General features: G+C 61.4%; 13 protein-coding genes. 8 read left to right on the top strand and 5 right to left on the bottom strand.

All coding sequences use genetic code 11. The features are described 5' to 3' along the window. Positions 1-15 precede the first annotated feature (15 nt). The gene (locus V6Z91_RS18715) at positions 16-642 is read right to left on the bottom strand and encodes a TetR/AcrR family transcriptional regulator (protein WP_338759497.1); all 627 of its coding nucleotides are present in this window, start codon (positions 640-642) and stop codon (positions 16-18) included. 320 nt (positions 643-962) lie between these two features. Between V6Z91_RS18715 and V6Z91_RS18710 the strand changes: the two genes are divergently transcribed. From V6Z91_RS18710 to V6Z91_RS18675, 8 genes are all read left to right on the top strand, one after another. Continuing rightward, on the top strand, positions 963-1,808 hold the full coding sequence (locus tag V6Z91_RS18710; RefSeq protein WP_338759494.1) for a hypothetical protein: 846 nt from the start codon (positions 963-965) through the stop codon (positions 1,806-1,808). Positions 1,809-1,897: 89 nt separating this feature from the next. Continuing rightward, a complete protein-coding gene (locus V6Z91_RS18705; RefSeq protein ID WP_338759491.1) occupies positions 1,898-2,770 on the top strand; it encodes an alpha/beta hydrolase in 873 nt (290 codons plus the stop codon). A 542-nt stretch (positions 2,771-3,312) separates the two neighbouring features. Beyond that, positions 3,313-4,650 carry an efflux transporter outer membrane subunit gene (locus V6Z91_RS18700; protein WP_338759488.1) on the top strand — a complete coding sequence of 446 codons (1,338 nt, stop codon included), beginning with the start codon at positions 3,313-3,315 and terminating at the stop codon, positions 4,648-4,650. Between the two features lie 14 nt (positions 4,651-4,664). Beyond that, positions 4,665-5,861 carry an HlyD family secretion protein gene (locus V6Z91_RS18695; protein ID WP_338759485.1) on the top strand — a complete coding sequence of 399 codons (1,197 nt, stop codon included), beginning with the start codon at positions 4,665-4,667 and terminating at the stop codon, positions 5,859-5,861. A gap of 24 nt (positions 5,862-5,885) precedes the next feature. Next, positions 5,886-7,445, top strand: a complete 1,560-nt coding sequence (locus V6Z91_RS18690; protein ID WP_338771930.1) for a DHA2 family efflux MFS transporter permease subunit — start codon at positions 5,886-5,888, stop codon at positions 7,443-7,445. A gap of 325 nt (positions 7,446-7,770) precedes the next feature. Beyond that, a complete protein-coding gene (locus V6Z91_RS18685) occupies positions 7,771-9,522 on the top strand; it encodes a diguanylate cyclase (RefSeq protein ID WP_338759482.1) in 1,752 nt (583 codons plus the stop codon). Between the two features lie 571 nt (positions 9,523-10,093). Next, the gene (locus tag V6Z91_RS18680; protein WP_338759479.1) at positions 10,094-11,848 is read left to right on the top strand and encodes a methyl-accepting chemotaxis protein; all 1,755 of its coding nucleotides are present in this window, start codon (positions 10,094-10,096) and stop codon (positions 11,846-11,848) included. A gap of 147 nt (positions 11,849-11,995) precedes the next feature. Continuing rightward, positions 11,996-14,302, top strand: coding sequence for an EAL domain-containing protein (locus V6Z91_RS18675; RefSeq protein ID WP_338759476.1), 2,307 nt, complete (start codon positions 11,996-11,998; stop codon positions 14,300-14,302). A gap of 510 nt (positions 14,303-14,812) precedes the next feature. Here the strand turns inward: V6Z91_RS18675 and V6Z91_RS18670 are convergent. The 4 genes from V6Z91_RS18670 to V6Z91_RS18655 all read right to left on the bottom strand — a co-directional run bounded on the left by V6Z91_RS18670 (position 14,813) and on the right by V6Z91_RS18655 (position 18,927). Next, positions 14,813-15,784 carry a formylglycine-generating enzyme family protein gene (locus V6Z91_RS18670; RefSeq protein WP_338759473.1) on the bottom strand — a complete coding sequence of 324 codons (972 nt, stop codon included), beginning with the start codon at positions 15,782-15,784 and terminating at the stop codon, positions 14,813-14,815. Further along, on the bottom strand, positions 15,771-17,390 hold the full coding sequence (locus V6Z91_RS18665; RefSeq protein ID WP_338759471.1) for an arylsulfatase: 1,620 nt from the start codon (positions 17,388-17,390) through the stop codon (positions 15,771-15,773). The genes V6Z91_RS18670 and V6Z91_RS18665 overlap by 14 nt, the downstream gene beginning before the upstream one ends. A 182-nt stretch (positions 17,391-17,572) precedes the next feature. Then, on the bottom strand, positions 17,573-18,040 hold the full coding sequence (locus tag V6Z91_RS18660) for a hypothetical protein (RefSeq protein WP_338759468.1): 468 nt from the start codon (positions 18,038-18,040) through the stop codon (positions 17,573-17,575). Positions 18,041-18,375: 335 nt separating this feature from the next. Beyond that, the gene (locus tag V6Z91_RS18655; RefSeq protein WP_338759465.1) at positions 18,376-18,927 is read right to left on the bottom strand and encodes a helix-turn-helix domain-containing protein; all 552 of its coding nucleotides are present in this window, start codon (positions 18,925-18,927) and stop codon (positions 18,376-18,378) included. Positions 18,928-18,978 lie beyond the last annotated feature (51 nt).

Genomic DNA, 18,978 nt, shown 5'->3' with positions numbered 1-18,978 from the left:
GGGTTGGGTGAGCTACTACCACTCGGGCTTGGCGTCGTCCCGAGGTACCCCATAGAAATTCATGAAAACATCTACTGCGCGTGCTACCGACGTGTCCCTTCGCTGTTCGTCCAGTTGCAACGGATAACCGAACAGGCATCGGATGAGAAGGCCCGCCTCATACAGGGAAATGAGGTGCTCCGCCATCTGGTTCGGGTCGCACTTCCGCAGTTGTCCCCTTTGGCTTGCCCCTTCCAGATACCGTGCCAAACGCTCGATCATCGCGCCTGGTCCTCTTGCATAGAATTCCCTACCCAAGCCCGAGCGCCCGCCTTCGGTGATTGCCAGGCGCGCCAGCGCGATGGCTCCTGGCGTCGAGATAAATGCCAGGTGCTGCTCGCCAAACCGTCTAAGCCCGTCCGACAGGTTTTCACTGGCGATCAGTTCCTTGAACGCGGCATCGCCATGGGCCTCCCCTACGTCGAGGATCACCTCGAGAAACAGCGCCTCCTTGGACGGGAAGTAACCGTAGACCGTCGCTTTCGACGCACCGGCTCTCATCGCGATGTCATCCATCGAGCTTGTTTCAAAACCACTTTCACGGAAGGTTTGCCTTGCCGCAGCGAGGATGGCTTGGCGTTTCTCCTCAGTTTTCTTGCGCATACATTTTCCTTGCTACCAACTGGCTTCATGGCTAACAAGATATCAGCCTGTTTAACTATACAGATCAGTTTACATTATCCCCCGGGTACAGCGCGACAATGTTGCTGACGTCCATCCACTCATATCCAGACACTTTTGTCAGGCGCCGCACTGTTGCAAAAAATGTCCACCACCCTGTCAATTTTAAAGTAAACTGGACGTATCAGTTTTGTTTAGGCAGCACGCGAGGCTGATGAGGTATTGAACACGCCGTGAGGATCCCTGGCCGTGCGCACGTTGCCCGGAGCATCGCATGGGCCTGCCGGTGCCGGAGGAGAGTGTTGATCATTAACGAAAGGACGAACATGGGAAACGAAGCAGCAAGTATGGCTGAACACGACGATGTACCGAACGAATTCCTGATCAAGCGCAGGACGCTGCTGACAGGATTGCTGGGCACCATGCTAACTCCAGTCAGCGGGCTGCTCTCTCCTGCCCTTGCGCAAAGCGCGCTGGGCGATGCTGTCGCAGTCGACGACCTCCTCGGGCAGGTGCCCAATATGTGCCGCGTTGCCACCGCGACCGTGGAAGGTCCCTATTTCATCGACAAGCAGCTCATCCGCTCCGATATCCGCGAGAACCAGCCAGGCATTCCCCTTGAACTCGAACTGCAACTCGTGGCTGCGAATTCGAACTGCCGGCCCATCAAGGGGGCGATGATCTCGATCTGGCACTGCAACGCGCAAGGGGAATACAGCGGTTACCTGGCCAGTGATCCCAACCAGATGCCGGACCTGAGCTCCCTCGACGAGCATGGACATGCAAAAGCCAGCGACAAGGAACGCTTCCTGCGCGGTGCGCAACTCACCGACGCCGAGGGCAAGGTGACGTTCCACACGATCGTCCCGGGCTGGTACATGCCACGTGCGGTGCATATCCACCTTCGTGCCTTCCTGGGGCGGGATACGATGATTACGTCACAGCTCTACTTCCCGCAGGCGGTGCTCAACGTCATTCAATCGACACACAGCGCTTACCAGAATCGAGGGGTGACCATCTACACGAATGAAAACGATCTGGTGCGCCGGCAGAGTGGCGTATCCGGAATGGAAGACGTTCTGAAAATCACGCAGAAGCCAGATGGCTCACTGCGCGGGACGATCACGCTGGGGGCTGGCTTCAGCTGATCCCGGCGGTTCCGAACTGCCGGGCGCCGACATGCTTGCCCGGCAGCCATGTGCATGGCCGTCATCACAAACTGAATGCCGGAGAAACCGTGGAGCAATCATCCTGCCCCTACTCCGGGGCCGAACAAAACGCGACCTTGTTCTATCCAGCTGTGGACAATTGGCCCGAGGAGCCGCGGCACATGGTGGCCAAGGGCGGGTGGGCCGACGTGGATGGGGCCAGGTTGTGGTACCAGGATAGTGGCGGATCCGGGGTCCCCATCGTCTTGTTGCACGCTGCCACAGGAAGCGCTGCATCCTGGCCTTATCAGCAGGAACGCTTTGGCAAGGAGGGTTACCGCGTCATCGCTTATTCCCGCCGTGGCCATTATCGCTCTGCTGTCGCAGCCCCCGACAAGAACGTGTCCGGCACCGCAGACCTGCTCGGGCTGGCACGGCACCTGGAATTGCCGCCGTTTCATCTCGTCGGCACGGCCGCCGGCGGATTTACCGCGCTGGACTTTGGCGTCAGTCATCCGGAATTGGTGCGAAGCCTGGTTGTCGCGTCAAGCCTAGGTGGCATCGACGAAGCAGAGTTTGTCGCGGCAACCAGCCGACTGCTCACACCGGAAGTCATGGCCCTGCCACCGCATATCCGCGAACTCGGACCGGCCTATCGCGCCCTGAACCCCAACGGCACATCGCGGTGGATGGTGCTGGAACGGATGGGCGCTCCAAATCCGACTCGCTTGCAGCCGAAAGAAAACGTGCTGGACTGGCGAACCTTGCGGCAGTTGAAGCCGCCAGCGCTTTTCCTCACAGGGGCAGCCGACTTGTTGACGCCGCCAGCTCTTCTGGCGCTGTTGCGGCCACACTTGCCCAATTCACGCTATGCCATTATTGCCGAAGCCGGCCACTCGGCGTATTGGGAGCAGCCGGGCGCTTTCAATGCCGCGGTACTGAGCTTCATTGCCAGGCACTAAATTACGCAATTGAACTCTTCGGCCGCCGCGCAAGGCCAGGAGGGCGCGAGGCGTGACGAGTGCCGCATCGTCGTGGCGCCGTCGCCGACCCGGTGAATATACGACAACTGCCGGGCTTTCGCGGGTGTCCTGCCATGCGAGCAGTGGAACTTCGAGGCGCTACGGGGCTTGGCGTGTCTGAATGTCTCTCTGCCAGCCTGATTCCAGCTCCAATGCCCCGATCGGTATCTGGCGAAAAGCGGCGCGGGCGTGCCGTACCGCGCATGCAATTTTCCTTTCCTGGCAACGCCGTGCCCTAGCAAGTATGCGGTGCGGCTGCCGGCAACCTTCAGCGCGTGCCGTTTCCGATATGCGATCGGGGATTACTTGACGCATAGAAAATCTCTCTTTAAACTGTACTGTACCGTTTAGTTTTGATATAGGATTTGTTCATGCACCTGCATCAGTGCACCCACAGGACAAGGGGACCAGCCCTCGCCCTGGCACTTGCTCTCGTCCTTGCCGGATGTGCCCAAGTGCCCAAGACAGCGCCGCTCCCACATATGAATTCTGCCGCGGATTATCCTGCATCGCAGAGCTTCGCTGGGCTTGCCGGGGCATGGCCGACCGACCAATGGTGGAAGGAGTACGGCGACCCGCAACTTGATTCATTGATTGAGGAAGCATTGCGAGCGTCTCCCTCGCTGGCAAGCGCCCAGGCACGGTTCGACAGAGCCGCCGCCCAGGTTCAGTCGGCACGCGGCAGCCTTGCCCCGTCTGTTGACGCCAGCGTGGCTGCAGGAAAGGTCAAGCAGAGTTACAACAACGGCGTTCCGGAAGCGTTCGTCCCCCATGGGTGGAATACAAGCGCCAGCGCGGCGTTGAACCTGAGCTGGGAACTGGATTTCTGGGGCAAGAATCGTGCAGCTGTTGCCGCGGTTACGTCTGAAGCTGACGCAGCCGATGCCGATCGCGCCCAAGCTCGGCTCGTGCTCACCACGGCGATCGCCTCCGGGTACGCTGAACTGGTCCGTCTGCATGCGGCCAGGGCGACGGCGCAACAGGCCCTGGCGCTGCGCAGGCAGACCGCAGTCCTGTTCAGCGAGCGGCAGCGCAGCGGCCTCGAGACGGTCGGCAGCTTGCGCCAGGTCGAGGCAAGGCAGGCGCTTGCCGAAGCGGATCTGCTGGCGATCGACGAGTCGATTTCGCTACAGGCGCATCAACTGGCTTACCTTGCAGGCGCAGGCCCCGACCGTGCGCTCGGCATCACGGCCCCCGTCCTCGACCTGCCAGCTGCGATCAGGATACCCTCGTCGCTCCCGGCGGAACTGATCGGCCGTCGTCCGGACATCGCGGCTGCGCGTGCACGTGCGCAGGCGATGGCGCAACGCATCGACGAAGCACGCGCGGCGTTCTATCCCAACATCAACCTCAGCGCGGCGATTGGGTTCCAGTCGCTGGGCCTGGACATGCTGACCAAATCCGGTTCACTTGCAGGCAATGCCGGGCCGGCGGTGAGCCTGCCTGTCTTTAATACATCCCGCCTGCAGGGGCAATACAAGGGGGCTCGCGCCGACTATGACGAAGCGGTTGCAAGTTACAACGACACGCTGGCTCAGGCATTACGCGAGGTGGCCGACGCGGCGACGAGCCAGCGCATGCTATCTGGCCGTCTCGATCGTACGGAAGCCGCCGTCGTTGCGTCGGAAGACGCGTGGCACATCATGCGCAACCGCTATCGAGGCGGCTTGGCGACCTATCTCGAAGTGCTCAATGCCGAAGACGCGCTGCTCGGCAATACCCGCGACTTGACCGCGCTGCGCACCCGCATGTTTGCCCTTAACGTCCAGATGATTCGTGCGCTGGGCGGCGGTGTCACCGTCACAAATGGTAAAGAATAAATTACACAGGACTCATGATGCAAAAAGCAGATCTTTCTCCCAGCGAAACGACCGGCAGTGCAACGGCGGTTAGCGCGCCAACTCCCGTGAATTCATCCGGCTCCCGCAAGAAGCTATTCGGCATGCTGGGTGGCACGGTGCTGGCGGCTGCGCTCGGCTATGGAGCGTATTATTTCTTAGCAAGCTCTCACTACGTATCGACCGACAATGCCTATGTGGCGGCAGAAATGGCGCAGATTACGCCATCCGTCGCCGGCACGATCCGGGACATCAAGGTCATCGACACGCAGCACGTCAGGAAGGGTGACGTTCTCGTGACGATCGACCCTACCGACGCCAAGCTGGAAGTCGCGCGCACGGCTGCGGAACTCGAGCGGGCGGAGCGTCGCGTACGTGGTTTCCTGGCCAATGACGAAGGCTATCTCGCCCAGCTGGCAGCGCGCGATGCGGACCGCCAGCGTGCGGCAGCGCAGCTTGTGTCGAGCCAGGCCGACTTGCAACGCGCGCGCCTGGACTTGGCGCGCCGTGAAGACCTTGCCGGCTCAGGCTCGGTATCCGGCGAGGAATTGTCCAACGCCCGCACGGCGTTTGCCAATGCCGAGGCTGCTGTCCGCGCAGCGCAAGCTGCCGTAAGCCAGGCCGAAGCGAACCGTAATGCCACTGCCGGGTCGCTCAAGGCCAGCCAGGCGCTGACTGCGGATGCGACCGTCGACACGAATCCCGAGGTCGCCCTGGCCCGGGCTGCGCACGAACGCGCCAAGGTGGATCTTGATCGCACGGTGCTGCGTGCTCCAGTCGACGGTGTGATCGCCAAACGCCAGGTGCAGCTCGGACAGCGGGTGCAGGCCGGCACGCCGCTGATGTCGGTGGTTCCTCTCGAGGAGGTGCACGTGGATGCCAACTTCAAGGAAGTGCAGCTCAAGAACGTCGCCGTCGGACAGGCCGTCGAGTTGAAGTCGGACTTGTACGGTAGCGCTGTCGCCTACCATGGCGAGGTAGTTGGTTTCTCCGGAGGTACGGGCTCGGCTTTTGCCGTCATCCCGTCGCAGAACGCGACCGGTAACTGGCTTAAGGTAGTGCAGCGCCTCCCGGTGAGGATCAAGCTCGATGCCGAGCAATTACGCGAGCATCCGTTACAGGTCGGGCTGTCGATGACCGCCACGATTGACACCCGCGCGAGCGCCAATACCGAGACCGCATCGGTGCGTTAAGGATCAAGCATGTCTTCCACCACCATGGATGCCGGCTCGTCCGGCGCAGCTGCTACAGCCCTGCCCCGCATTGACCAGCCCCTCGTCGGGGGACAGCTGGTGATGGCCGCGCTGCTGCTGGCGGCTGCCAATTTCATCGTTGTCCTCGATACCACGATCGCCAACGTCTCGGTTCCGAACATCGCTGGCGGCCTTGGTGCGTCGAACAGCCAAGGCACCCTGGTGATCACCTCGTATGCGGTAGCCGAGGCAATCACCGTACCGCTTACCGGATGGCTGGCGAACCGTTTTGGCTCGGTCCGGGTGTTCATCACCGCCATGGTGATGTTCGGTCTGTGCTCGATCCTGTGTGGCCTGGCGCCATCTCTGGGCAGCCTGGTCGCCTTCCGCGTGTTCCAGGGTTTGTCCGGGGGGCCGTTGATGCCCCTGTCGCAGACGCTGTTGCTGCGCATCTTCCCGAAAGAAAAAGCGGCAGCCGCAGTCGGACTGTGGGGCATGACCACGCTCGTTGCCCCGATCCTCGGCCCTATCCTGGGCGGCAAGATATGCGACGAGCTTAGTTGGCCGTTTATCTTCTTCATCAATGTCCCGATCGCGCTGGTCTGCGCTTACCTGGGCTGGAAATTACTGAGACGCTACGAGACGCCTTCCCTCAAAGTGCGTATCGATATCGTTGGCCTGGGTTTGCTGATCGTATGGGTATCAGCCATGCAGATCATGCTGGACGAAGGAAAGAACCTGGACTGGTTTGCGTCGCACGAGATCGTGGTTTTGGCCATCGTCGCCGTCATTGGCTTCCTGGCGTTCCTGATCTGGGAGCTCACCGCCAAGGAGCCCGTAGTCGACCTGCGAGTATTCCGTCATCGCGGATTCACGATGAGCGTAGTCACCATCTGCCTCGCGTTCGGTGCTTTCTTCGGCTCGACGGTGCTGACGCCGCTCTGGCTCCAGAACTACATGGGCTATACGGCAAGCCAGGCAGGCATCGCGACGGCCGCCAGCGGCGTATTGGCAGTGCTGGCGGCGCCGTTTGCCGCCAGCCTCTCCGAAAAGGTGGACTCCCGGCTCCTGGTCTTCCTGGGTGTGGCGTGGCTGGGCATCATGACGCTTCTGCGCACCGATGCCACATCCGACATGACCCTCTGGCAAATCAGCTCGCTGTTGCTGTTCCAGGGTCTCGGGTTACCGTTCTTTTTCATGCCACTTACCAGCCTTGCCCTGTCCAGCGTGGACGAACTGGAGACCGCCTCCGCAGCTGGCCTGATGAATTTCTGCCGCACCGTCGCGGGAGCGTTCGCAACCTCGCTGGTACAGACCGCCTGGGAGAACCAGACTACGCGCAATCATGACGAGCTGGCTGGTCTGGTGGACCGAAGCGGCGAAACCATGGGCATGCTGACAGCGAACGGCCTGCCGTCCGAGCAAGCCCGGGGCATGATCGAACAGCTGGTACAGGGGCAAAGCGTAATGCTGGCCACGAACCAGGTATTTCTATGGGCGGGATTGGCTTTTATTCTGGCAGCCATCGCGATCTGGTTCGCGCCCAAACCCACACGGGTTGCAGACACGACCGGAGCGCACTGACAACGCAGCCGACACGTCGGCACCGCCAGGACCTGAACAGCTCCATGCACCTGGCTCAACTGCACCGCGGTGGTACGGAAGGAACCGCGAAATCGCGCATGGCACCATGGTCGAACCCTTGACGAACGTTGCGCGCCACGCCCCAGGGCGCTTAGTGCGGCGCGAGGGTTCGGTCCCCGACATCGTTCTGCATATGTGGCCTGAAGCGCAGCACCTCAGTCAGCTCCTCCAGCATGTTCAATCCTGCAGGCATTGGATGCCGAAACGCAACATGTAGAAGCATTGTTTTGCCTTGGAAATCGAAAGTGCCACGATGTAGGGTAGAGTGACGGCATCTGCCCGTATATTGCTCTTCGACACCGGGCCAGCCTTCCAGTACCGCCTTGTCATGCCAGTTGAAGCACATGTTCGACGAATCGCTATCGCTGCGGTTCTCGCCTCCTCCATCGTCGCTGCAATCCCGTTCTTCTTCAACAGCCGCGTCAGCGAAGGCGTACCCGTACTGAAGCTCGCTGCGGATCGCCAGACTGCTTATACAGACCTGCTTGGCATGATGCGCGACGTCGAAACCGGTCAAAACGGCTATGTCATGAGCGGACTGGAGAGTTTCCTGGAGCCTTACACCGCTGCGGTACTTGAGATTCCTTCGCTGAAACGCGAGCTGGTTCAGGGTGCGCTGGACGCGCAGGAGCTCGATGCCATCAACCAGATCGTTGAACTTACCGACGCAAAACTTGCGAACGCTGCCGACAGCATTGCCGCACGCAGGAACTATGGTGCGACCCGCGAGAGTTTGTTTGCTGCGTCAGCGGTCGGCAAGGCACAGATGGACAAGCTGCGCCTTCTGATTGGCAGGCAGATCACGCTCATGGCCGAGCGGCGCAATCACGCCAGGCAGACATTGATTGACGGGTCAGCTCAAGTGGCGTACTTCAGTGCACTCGCGGGAGCGATCAACGCGCTGTTGCTGGGAATCGCCGCGTTCAACGTCAGACGGCTTCTCAGGGACAGGTCGGTAGCTGCGGATCAGCTAAAAAAAGCGATTACATCGGCAGAATTACGCAACGCGATGATGTCGGGAAGCGCCCGCATGCTGCAGGCTATCGACTCGGTGCATGCGCTTGATGATACTTCAGCGGTATTGGGCCCATGCCTTACTGCCCTCTTGCCGGGTGCGTCGGGGACCGTCTACCTGTACCGCAATTCGAACGATGTCCTGGAGCCGCTCGCCAGTTGGGGAGCGGAGGCGACTGCACGTGCGATCTCGCCGGAGGACTGCTGGGCACTGCGGCTCGGTCGGCCGCATGACCATCTTGCGGAGACCGACCTGTGCTGTCAGCATCTGCTGACGGAACATCGGCGCATTCACCTGTGTATTCCCATGGTGACCCAAGGCGCGGTTCTGGGCCTGATGTCGGTGACGGTCGATCGACTGCCTGACGATAATGTTGAGATGCATCGAGAACTCGTGACAGTCCTGGCTGAACAGGTATCGCTGGCCCTATCGAATGTCCGGTTGAGGGAAGCGCTGCGCGAACAGTCGATTATCGATCCGCTGACAGGTCTTTACAACCGCCGGTTCATGGAAGAGACGTTAAAGCGCGAGCTGGCGCGCGCACAGCGAAGTCAGCAGCCGCTGTCCGTGATAATGTTTGATATCGACCATTTCAAGCGCGTGAACGATACCTTCGGCCACGGTGCCGGAGACGCCGTGCTGGGCTCAGTTGCCGCGGCCGCGAAGGCGACGATCAGAAGTGCGGACACCATTTGCCGGTATGGCGGCGAAGAGATGATCGTTCTCATGCCGGCATGCGCGGAAGCGATGGCGGCCGAGCGAGCCGAGATGATTCGACAGGCGATCCAGAACCTTCGTATCGAACACGATGGCAGGGTGATCCCGCAAGTTACTGCCTCGTTTGGTGTGGCGAGCCACCCGACATTCGGCCCGGACGGACGGGCACTGGTCAGTGCCGCCGACGCGGCGCTTTACCTGGCAAAGCAGCACGGTCGAAATAACGTGCAAGCAGCCGCGTGGCCTGGCGGTGTTCACGAGGTACTGCATCAGCCTCATGGATGAGCTCAATTTTAACCACCAGCCGGCAAAGAATGACTCAGCACCTGCCTGATCGTGCTGCCCTTGCCGCCAGCTTCCAGTCCGACTCGTCACCATCCATGCGTTACGTGGTGCTCGCGTGCCAGCTCCCCTTCCGACCGCGCTTCCTGCCTGGCGTTCGCGGATAGCCCCCCTCCAAGAACACCTCGGCGGTATTCATCTGGCGATGATGGCGGATCGCGGCTGCCATCATCCAGGTGCGAGCAGCCTGTCCACGGGCACAGTCTCGCTCGGCCACTGCGGCATGCCTGGAAACCGCGCCAGAACGACCCTGCCCTAACGAGCGCGACAGTCCACGTGGCCACCTCCTGCGCCGTTGCCCGAAAAATTCTCTTACGAAATTTTTCTTTCACTATAGTATTTACTATACTAGTCCGTACAGTTTACAATGAGTGAAATCATGTGCATTGCTCTTATTGGCCCGGTGGGTGTCAGGGCAGGGACATGACAAGCGGGTGCAATACGATTCGGCGCAACTGTCTCCGATAACCGGCATCACCCGCGCAGAAAGGCCCCGTACCAGAGGGCCATTGATATGACGGCACGTGGCGATTCGACACCGGCTTTCGATCAGGAGACGCTGTTTTTAGAAATACCAGCCGAACGGCTCGGCACCAGAACAACTAATGGCGATCTCATGAAAATTTCCGATATTACGATTCGAACGCGGCTGTATGTTGGCTTTGGCGCCATGGCGGCGCTTCTTTTGCTGCTCGTAGGCTTGGCTCTCAAGAACTTCTCCGCGCTTGCCGCTGCGGGCGAAATGAACATCAAGACCTATCAGGCACTGAGCGAAGTGGACTTAGCCCTGATGAGCTTGGTCAACATCGAAACGGGCGCCAGAGGCTTCTCACTGACCGGACTCGAGACATCACTGGAACCCTACCATACCGGCAAGGCTGAGTTCCGGACACATTTGCAGAACGCGAGCAAGCTCGTTATTAATGACGCCGGCCAGCGCGACCGCCTGCAACGTTTGATGGCAGAAGTCGAACGCTGGCGCGACACTGCGATCGAGCCGGGGATCTCGCTGCGACGCGCGAGCGCCGATTCCGACCTGTCAAAGGTTGTCGCTTTCGAGCAGGAAGGACGCGGTCGACAATCGATGGATACGATGCGCAAGTTGTTGAGTGACATCAAGACCGAGGAAGTGGCCTTGCTGGTCGAACGCAGCGAATCGGTGGCCAACCTGGCATCGCAGCTGGCACTGACGCTGATTGCCGGAGGGATTGCCGCAGTGCTGCTGGGGGCCGGGCTGGCATATGGGCTGTCGCGCACCATCCTCGTCCCGCTGGCCGAGGCTGTGAGCATCGCCAAGCGTGTCGCACAGGGCGATTTGACAGTACGGGTCCGGGAGACGTCCAGAAACGAGACCGGGGAGCTGATGACAGCGTTGCAGGCGATGAGCAGCGCCTTGTTGGGCATTGTCACCCGCGTGCGTGCAAGCACCGACACGATTGCAGCTGCCTCGAACGAAATCAACGCCGGCAACCAGAGCCTGTCCTCCCGCACGGAACAGCAGGCCAGTTCGCTCGAAGAGACGGCATCGTCAATGGAAGAGCTGACCACGACGGTGAAGGAAAATACCGGCAACGCCCGCCACGCAAGCGAACTGGCTGGCGCTGCATCGGACACTGCGGCGCGCGGCGGCGCTGTCGTGGCGCAGGTCGTGCATACCATGGGAGCCATCAACGCGTCGTCACGCCGGATCGCCGATATCATCGGCGTCATTGACGGCATCGCATTCCAGACGAATATCCTGGCACTCAATGCCGCCGTCGAGGCGGCACGCGCCGGAACGCAAGGTCGCGGCTTCGCCGTGGTCGCGGGCGAGGTGCGTACCCTCGCGCAGCGCTCTGCCGCAGCGGCAAGGGAGATCAAGGGACTCATCGATGACTCGGTCGCGACGGTCGAGGCTGGCACCCGTCTCGTGGACCAGGCCGGCGCAACCATGGAAGACGTCGTCGGCAGCGTCAAGCGTGTGACGGACCTGGTGAGCGGAATCGCCGCTGCCAGCGATGTGCAGCGTGCCGGGATCGAAGAGGTGAATCAGGCCATAGCGGATATGGACCAGGTGACACAACGGAATGCAGCACTGGTCGAAGAGGCCGCCGCCGCGGCCGATGCCATGCAGACGGAAGCCCATGAGCTGGCTGCTCTGGTCGGTACCTTCCAGACCGGCACGGCACCCGAGGCGACGCTCCTGCCTCCCCGACCGACACTGAAGATGGCGGCTCATTCCCGCGTCTCGCCACGCCGAGCGCGAAATCCGACAGCCATCGCGCTGTAGCCAGACATCCCGCAACCTGTGGCGAGCCGGCCACCCAGCGTCATTGCACGGCGTGTGATGGCGAGCCCCATTCAATGATGGCCGTGGCAGTCAACCGCAGCTGATGGCTCCCGAAGGCGGGCACGGTCATTCAAGAAAGAATTCACGATGGACTTCAACGATATCGCGCAATGGCGTGTGCGCATTTTTAAATCAGTCATGTCGATCGTGCAGATGCTGACGCTCGTGACTGCACTCCCGACCATGGCGCTTGCTCTTCACCACGGCCTGAACCAGATCGTTCTGATCGATACGGTCGCCCTCGGCACCGTCTTCGTGATCTGGCGCCTGCGCCGCCTCCCCTACGCCGTCCGTGTATGGTGTTTTCTCGCTCTCATTTACGGCGTGTCAGTCCTGTCGATGATCACGATCGATGCCTTCGGCATCTGTTACATGCTGATGGCGCTGCCGATCATGGCAGTGATCTTTCTCGGCGTGCGTCCGGCGCTGATCTCACTTGCGGCGGCCGCGGGCACCGTCCTGGTTCTCGGTCTGGCCGGATTCAGCGTCCTGGCTGTCGCAGGCTACCCACCCCATGCAGTGCAGGGTGTGTTCATCCTTACCGTGAACTTCACTTGTATCGCCGCCCTTGTCACGCTGACGTGTGACACCATGCTCAAGGGCTTGTCGCGTTCGCTGGACCACGCACGCACGGTCACCGGCTCGCTGGAAGAAAGACAGGCCGCACTGCACGCATTGAACTGCGAACTACAACTCACGTCGGCGGCGCTCGCCGGCCTGAACGAGATGGTCCTGATCGTCAAGGCGGTCGATGGCCGCGGAACCGTGCAGCCGGTGATCTTTGCCAACGCTGCCTTCGAGCGCCGCAGCGGCTACCGCGCCGATGAGATCATCGGTCGCAGCATGCGCATGCTGCACGGTCCGGATACCGATCCTGTCGCGATCGCGACCGTTGTCGATGCGATGGCGCGGTACGAACCGGTGTCTGTCCAGACGGTGCACTATACAAAGGCTGGTGCCCCTTACTGGATCGAGCTGGACATGGTGCCTTTCGCGGGCGAGGCAGGGCCAATCACACACTGGGTCTCGATCGCGCGCGACATCACCGAACAGCGCCGCGCCGCCAATGCGGTCCACCAACTGGCGTTCTTCGACGTACTGACCGGGCTCCCGAACCGGCGCCTGCTGATGGAACGCCTCGATGCGCTGGTAGCGAAGGCGCATGCCGGACGCGGCCTGGGCAGCGTGCTGTTCATCGACCTCGACAATTTCAAGCATGTCAACGATGCGCGCGGCCACGCCACAGGCGACGCGCTGCTCAGGCACGTGGCGGCCCGATTGTCCAGCTCGGTGCGGAAGGGTGACACGGTAGCACGCCTCGGCGGCGACGAGTTCGTCGTGCTGCTTGAAGACCTGGGCAACGACGAGAGCGTCGCAACCACTTCTGCGCTCCGGCTGGCGGATCAGGTGTGCGCGGCACTGCGCGAACCCCTCACCATCGACGGGCAGTTCTACCATTCGTCAGGCAGTATCGGGGTGGCGCTGCCGACGCGGGCGGGGCAAACCGTCCAGGATCTGCTCCGTGAAGCCGACACGGCCATGTACCATGCCAAGGCAGCCGGGCGCAAGGGGGTGGCGCTGTTTCAACCGACGATGCTGGCCAGTGCCGAACAGGCGCTGACGCTCGAGCGCGACCTGCTCAGCGCAATGCAGAACGATGAGTTGGCACTGCATCTGCAACTGCAGGTCGCCCCGGATGGCACTCCGGTCGGGGCCGAGACACTGCTGCGCTGGCGCCGTGCCGATGGCACGATGACGCCACCTGACGTGTTCATTCCAGTCGCGGAGGCAACCGGACTGATCGTACCGCTCGGTGCATGGGTGCTGCGCCAGGCTTGCCTGGCCTGGCGAGAGCTGGACGCAGCAGGCTGCCCGTTGCCATTATCGGTAAACGTCAGCCCGCGCCAGTTTCGCGAGCCCGATTTTGTCTCCAGCGTTAAGGCTACGCTGCTTGAAACCGGGATGCGGCCGCAACAGTTGATCCTCGAAGTCACCGAAGGCTTACTGGTCGACAACCTTGATGAAACCGTGACTCGCATGGGCGACTTGACAACGTTGGGCATCCGCTTCTCGATCGACGACTTCGGTACTGGTTATTCAAACCTGGCTTATCTGCGCAAGATGCCGCTTTACGAACTGAAGATCGACAGGAGCTTCATGCGCGACATGCCCCATGATGCCAATGGCATGGCGATCGTCCAGTCGATCCTGGCGATGGCCGGCCACCTGGGCTTGCGTGTCGTCGCGGAAGGCATCGAGACCGTGGAACAGGCACGATTCCTGGCGATGCACGGAGCCCCGTGCATGCAGGGCTACCTGTACTGCAGGCCGGTTCCGCTGCCCGAAGTTGTTGCGCTGCTGAAGAAAAACCCACCGATGAAGCTTGCTGCGTAACATTTTGCCGTGTCATCCGGCCAGAACGCTGCACGCCATGAAAAAGGGTGTAACGGAAGCCGATGACCCGCTGCAGAGTCGAACATGCTGTCGTGACGGCAGCCGTAAGGCGCTGTACAGGAAAGCCTTCGCTGCGCCTGCTAGATTCATCGAACTTAGCGAGTGTCGTATCGGCAATGCACGTCGGTTTCGACGTCAACAAGATCGGCACGGCCGCGAACATGAAAGCGAGGCCGGCCGGTGGGAATACGTGGTTCGCGGGCAGCATCACGCTCCGGCCTGCACCAGGTGCTCGATCCACGCAGCGTGACTGTCCAGGGGTGCGGATTGGTTGCGCCAACGCCGTGCCTGACGGCTCCGCCATCGAGAGCGCGGTGTAGGTGACGGCAGCGAAGCCGGCTCCAAGCTCCTGGAGCAGCACGATGAATTCATCGCCCCTGATGGTTTTGCCTGCTTGGAACGTACTGTACCATTTGGCTCGTATCACATTGGTGGGCAATCGCACAGCAGTTAATGCCAGTCTTGATTGTGCCAAGCCGGTCCCCTCAGTACGCAGCGGAATCCCACATGGCTTGTCGTCGTATCGACCGGCTGCGGAATCCGGGCGGACGGCCGGTATCGTTCACAGTAGTTCGGCGCGCACAGGTGCGAGCCGCCCTTCAGTACCTTGCGCGGTACCGCTCCGCCCCAGTCGTGATCGATGCTGTCGTCGCGGCTGCTGCCGCGCGGGTTACGCGGCACGCAGCAGGCCCGACCAGAATTCGGCTGCGCCAGTCCATACCAGTCGTCGGTCCATTCCCACACGTTGCCGATCATGTCGACGATGCCGTAGCAGTTTGGCGGGAAGGATCCAACGGCGGACGTCCTTGCCGCGCCGGGTGGCTTCAGGTCCTGCCAGGGGAATTCGCCGTGCCAGTGATTGCACATGCCTTTGCCATCAGGCGCCAGTTCCTCGCCCCATGGGAACGCGGTGCCGTCCAGGCCCCCGCCTGCCGCGAGTTCCCACTCCGCCTCGGTGGGCAGCGACTTGCCTGCCCATCGTGCGTAGGCGGCGGCATCCTGGTGCGCGATGTGCACGACCGGATGGTCGCCAATGCCTTCGATCGACGACCTGGGCCCAGCCGGGTGCTGCCAGTTTGCCCCGATCACCCAGCGCCACCAAGCGTCGGGTTGCGAAAGCGGTACCGGGCCGGCCGGCGCCACAAACACCGCAGAGCCCGCGACGCACTGTTCGGGCTGCAACCCAGGATACATGCCCGGGTCGGGCGCGATTTCCGCCAATGTGACGTACCCTGTCGCGGCGACGAAGGCCGCGAACTGGTTATTGGTCACGGGCGTCCTGTCAATCCAGAAGCCATCGACGGCGACCCTGCGCCGCGGACGCTCCTCCTCATACGCCGTATCCGAGCCCATCGAGAACGTCGCGGCGGGAACCCGGACCATACCGGGGGGCTGGCCATCATCGTGTTCACGGTGTTTCAAGCAGCGCATCTCCATAATCGTTCAGGTATACCGTGGAGGCCGGCGGATCGGAAAGGGCGGGCATGCTGTACTTCGCTGCTTCCGAGGCCCACAGTTGCTTGAGCTCCTCTAGCTTAGCGGGGTAGACCGCGGCCACGTTGGTCGATTCTGCGAAGTCGTTGGCCAGATCGAACAGTTCCCACCTATCCTTCGAAAAATCCTGCCCATACGTGTGGATCGCCACCGCCTTCCACTTGCCGGACGTGATGGCACGGTTGCCGCGCATCTCGAAGAATTGTACATCGCGACCGTTTGCCTGTGGATCGCGCAACACCGGCTCGATCGAATTGCCTGCCACCGGTATCTGCGCCACGCCATTGACGGCCGTCGGGAATGACGTGCCGGCCAGTTCCGCCAGCGTGGGCGCCAGGTCGCTTACATCCAGGTACTGCTGCCGCACCGTGCCCGGCGACGCGATGCGGTTTGCCCAGCTCAGCACGAGTGGGGTGCGCACGCCCCCGGCATGGGGCCAGAGCTTGTAACGCCGGAACGGCGTGTTACCCAGCATGGCCCAGGGCCGCTGGTACTGCGACTGCGTCTTGTCGGTGCCCAGTTCGTCGAGCCGCGCCCGCATCTGCGCGGGCGTGAGCGTGTTCGGCCAGTACAGCCGCTCGAACGCGCCGACCTGTCCTGCCTCGTTCGCCGCGCCGTTGTCGGACAGGACGACAAACACCGTATTGTCGTAGTCGCCCGTCGACTTCAGGTGGCTGACCAGACGGCCGATCTGTTCGTCCGTGTGCTCAATGAAGCCGGCGTAGGTGGCCATGAAGCGCGCGAACACGACCTGCTCGTCCTCGGTCAAATCGCTCCAGGCGCGGTCGCCCGTGTTGCGCGCGGGCAGTTTCGTAGTTGGCGGCAACAGGCCGGGAATGGCCTGCATGCGGTTGAAGCGCTCCTGGCGCAACACATCCCACCCCTTTTCGTAAACGCCCGCGTACCGGTCAATATAGGCGCGTGGCACCTGGATCGGCGAGTGCCCCGCCCCGAATGCAAGGTATGTGAAAAAAGGCTGACCAGGGTTTGCCGTCTTGTTGCCGCTGATCTTCGCGATAGCCCTGTCAACCAGGTCGACAGATAGGTGATAGCCCGCTCGCATCGGCACCGGCACGACCGAGTTTCCTTCCACGAGATTCGGATGGTACTGGTCCGTCCAGCCGGCCGCAAACCCGTAGAAATAGTCGAAGCCGCGCTGCAGAGGCCAGGAGGCATTGTTGCCAGGCTTGCCGTCTTCCTTGCCGGGGGCAAGATGCCACTTGCCGAATGCGGCCGTGAAGTAGCCGGCATCCTTGAGCACCTGGCCCAGCGTGCGCGCATTTTCGGGAAGCTCGCCGCGATACTTCGTCGTGTTGGCCGGATCCGGACTTGGCACCGGCAAGTCGGCCATCCGGACCGTTTGCGGATTGCACCCGGTCAGCAGCGATGCACGGGTAGGCGAGCAGATCGCCTTGGTGTCGAACCGGTTGAAGCGCACGCCTTCGTTCGCGAGGCTGCTGATCGCCGGCGTCCGGATCTCCGATCCATAAGGGCCAAGATCGGAGAAGCCCACATCGTCTAGCACGATCAGCACGATGTTGGGACGGGAGTAACTGGAACTGGAACTGCAGGAAACCAGTGGAAACAGTCCTGCTATGGCAGAGGCAGTAAGGAAGGAACGCCTGGAAGTCATCAGATCGATCTGGCCCGAGGGCGGCAAGCACGACTGCTGTGCTGCTCGCGCCGAGTCGGCCTCGTTGTTATGGTGCCCCAATTCTATATTCCCGAAACGTCGAACACTAAGCGCGTTAATCGCATGGCGGTATGCGCTTTTCGGTACTGCCGCGAATGGAGCTCGACCCGTTCGGTTGATGAACTGGTCAAGGCGTTGGACTTGAGCGGGGATTCTGAAAAGCCCAGTCCCACGTCTGTGCAAGGAATCGACAACCAGGCGCAAACGGCGGTGAACCGGCCGATCGCAGGCGACTGGCCTTCTGTGTCGATCGATGCCACCGCGTAAAATCGCTCCAAGCTGGGCGAGTCGTCTCCGTTGCCGTGACCACCGCTGTTGCCGTCAATACCGAATACCGATGGCATGTGCAGGATGCCGAGCGTGGCGACCAGTCCCTTGAAAGCAGACAAAGCCGTCAAGGTGATCAGGCAACGAGGCTTACTGATCCGTTTCTTCAGCAGGCGGCGGGACTGCGCCGCGCAGTTCTGTTGACCGACACGTTGATGCCGCAACCCTTCACTGGGTTGCAGGCATGTCGGGATGGCTCGAAACCTGGCGGTATGGCGGCAATGCCTCCGGCAATTCTTTTTCGAGGGTGCGGATCGTGCCGCACCCTTTCGGTCATAATCCAATGCGCGCGCAGGTGCGTATACGGCACCGGCGGCGAATTGGCGATAAATGAAAGAATGCCGTAGTACGGTAGAAGTCCTGGCTTGCGTCGCAATCCGGCATGGGCTGGTAACGGACTACACCCAGGCGGCTGGCCGCCAGTGTCGCGCGGATGCCGTTGCGATAGGTAGCGATATACGAGACGCCCATGCCTGCTGGTGCCTGTTGAACGATGCGTTTAACGGAAACACGACAGCCCTCCAAGATTGGGGGCGAGATCCACTGTCGATTCGTCGAGCTGGACCGTTTCACAGGCCAGGGCCGGAACCAGCAATTTGTGAACGACCTCGGGTGAAAGATGGGTGGCAACGACGATGCGAAGGCGATCCAACAGCCTGACAGCCCGTAGCGACGTGAGGAAAGCCGGGCGAAGGTCGTCGGCCGTTTCCGCATGCACCAGCAGCACCTCCGGCACTGCTGCGCCCATTGCCACTGCTGCGGCGATAGGGTCGTCGAAACAGGCGATGCTACCGACGCGGAGGCGCTTCAATGCACCGGTCCACATTGCATGGCGACGTTCGTCGGCAAGGACGCAGACTACTGGAGGTGCCGGCTGTCCAGGGTCGACGCAGGCCAGCAACGACAGCACGTCGGACAGGAACACGCGACGATGGCCGCCCGGGGTCTTCCACGACGGGATTTCCCCGCTTTCTATCCACAGTTGGGCCGTTCTAGGCGACACTCCGAGGAGCTTCGCTGCCTGTGCGGTAGTGATAATGGAACTGTACATGATACCGACTTCGCCAGAGCTTCCACGGCGGATTGATGGGCAGATGGGCGC

The sequence above is a fragment of the Massilia sp. METH4 genome (genome assembly GCF_037094685.1).
Lineage (GTDB): Bacteria > Pseudomonadota > Gammaproteobacteria > Burkholderiales > Burkholderiaceae_D > Rugamonas.
The sequence above is the reverse complement of the archived record's forward strand: the minus strand, read 5'-3'. Positions and strand labels throughout refer to the sequence as shown.

What these genes read in the sequence shown, in the direction of transcription:
- V6Z91_RS18715 (WP_338759497.1), bottom strand. Translation starts at nt 642, where the DNA reads ATGCGCAAGAAAACTGAGGAGAAACGCCAAGCCATCCTCGCTGCGGCA.
- V6Z91_RS18700 (WP_338759488.1), top strand. Translation starts at nt 3,313, where the DNA reads ATGAATTCTGCCGCGGATTATCCTGCATCGCAGAGCTTCGCTGGGCTT.
- V6Z91_RS18695 (WP_338759485.1), top strand. Translation starts at nt 4,665, where the DNA reads ATGATGCAAAAAGCAGATCTTTCTCCCAGCGAAACGACCGGCAGTGCA.
- V6Z91_RS18690 (WP_338771930.1), top strand. Translation starts at nt 5,886, where the DNA reads ATGGATGCCGGCTCGTCCGGCGCAGCTGCTACAGCCCTGCCCCGCATT.
- V6Z91_RS18680 (WP_338759479.1), top strand. Translation starts at nt 10,094, where the DNA reads ATGACGGCACGTGGCGATTCGACACCGGCTTTCGATCAGGAGACGCTG.
- V6Z91_RS18675 (WP_338759476.1), top strand. Translation starts at nt 11,996, where the DNA reads ATGGACTTCAACGATATCGCGCAATGGCGTGTGCGCATTTTTAAATCA.
- V6Z91_RS18655 (WP_338759465.1), bottom strand. Translation starts at nt 18,927, where the DNA reads ATGTACAGTTCCATTATCACTACCGCACAGGCAGCGAAGCTCCTCGGA.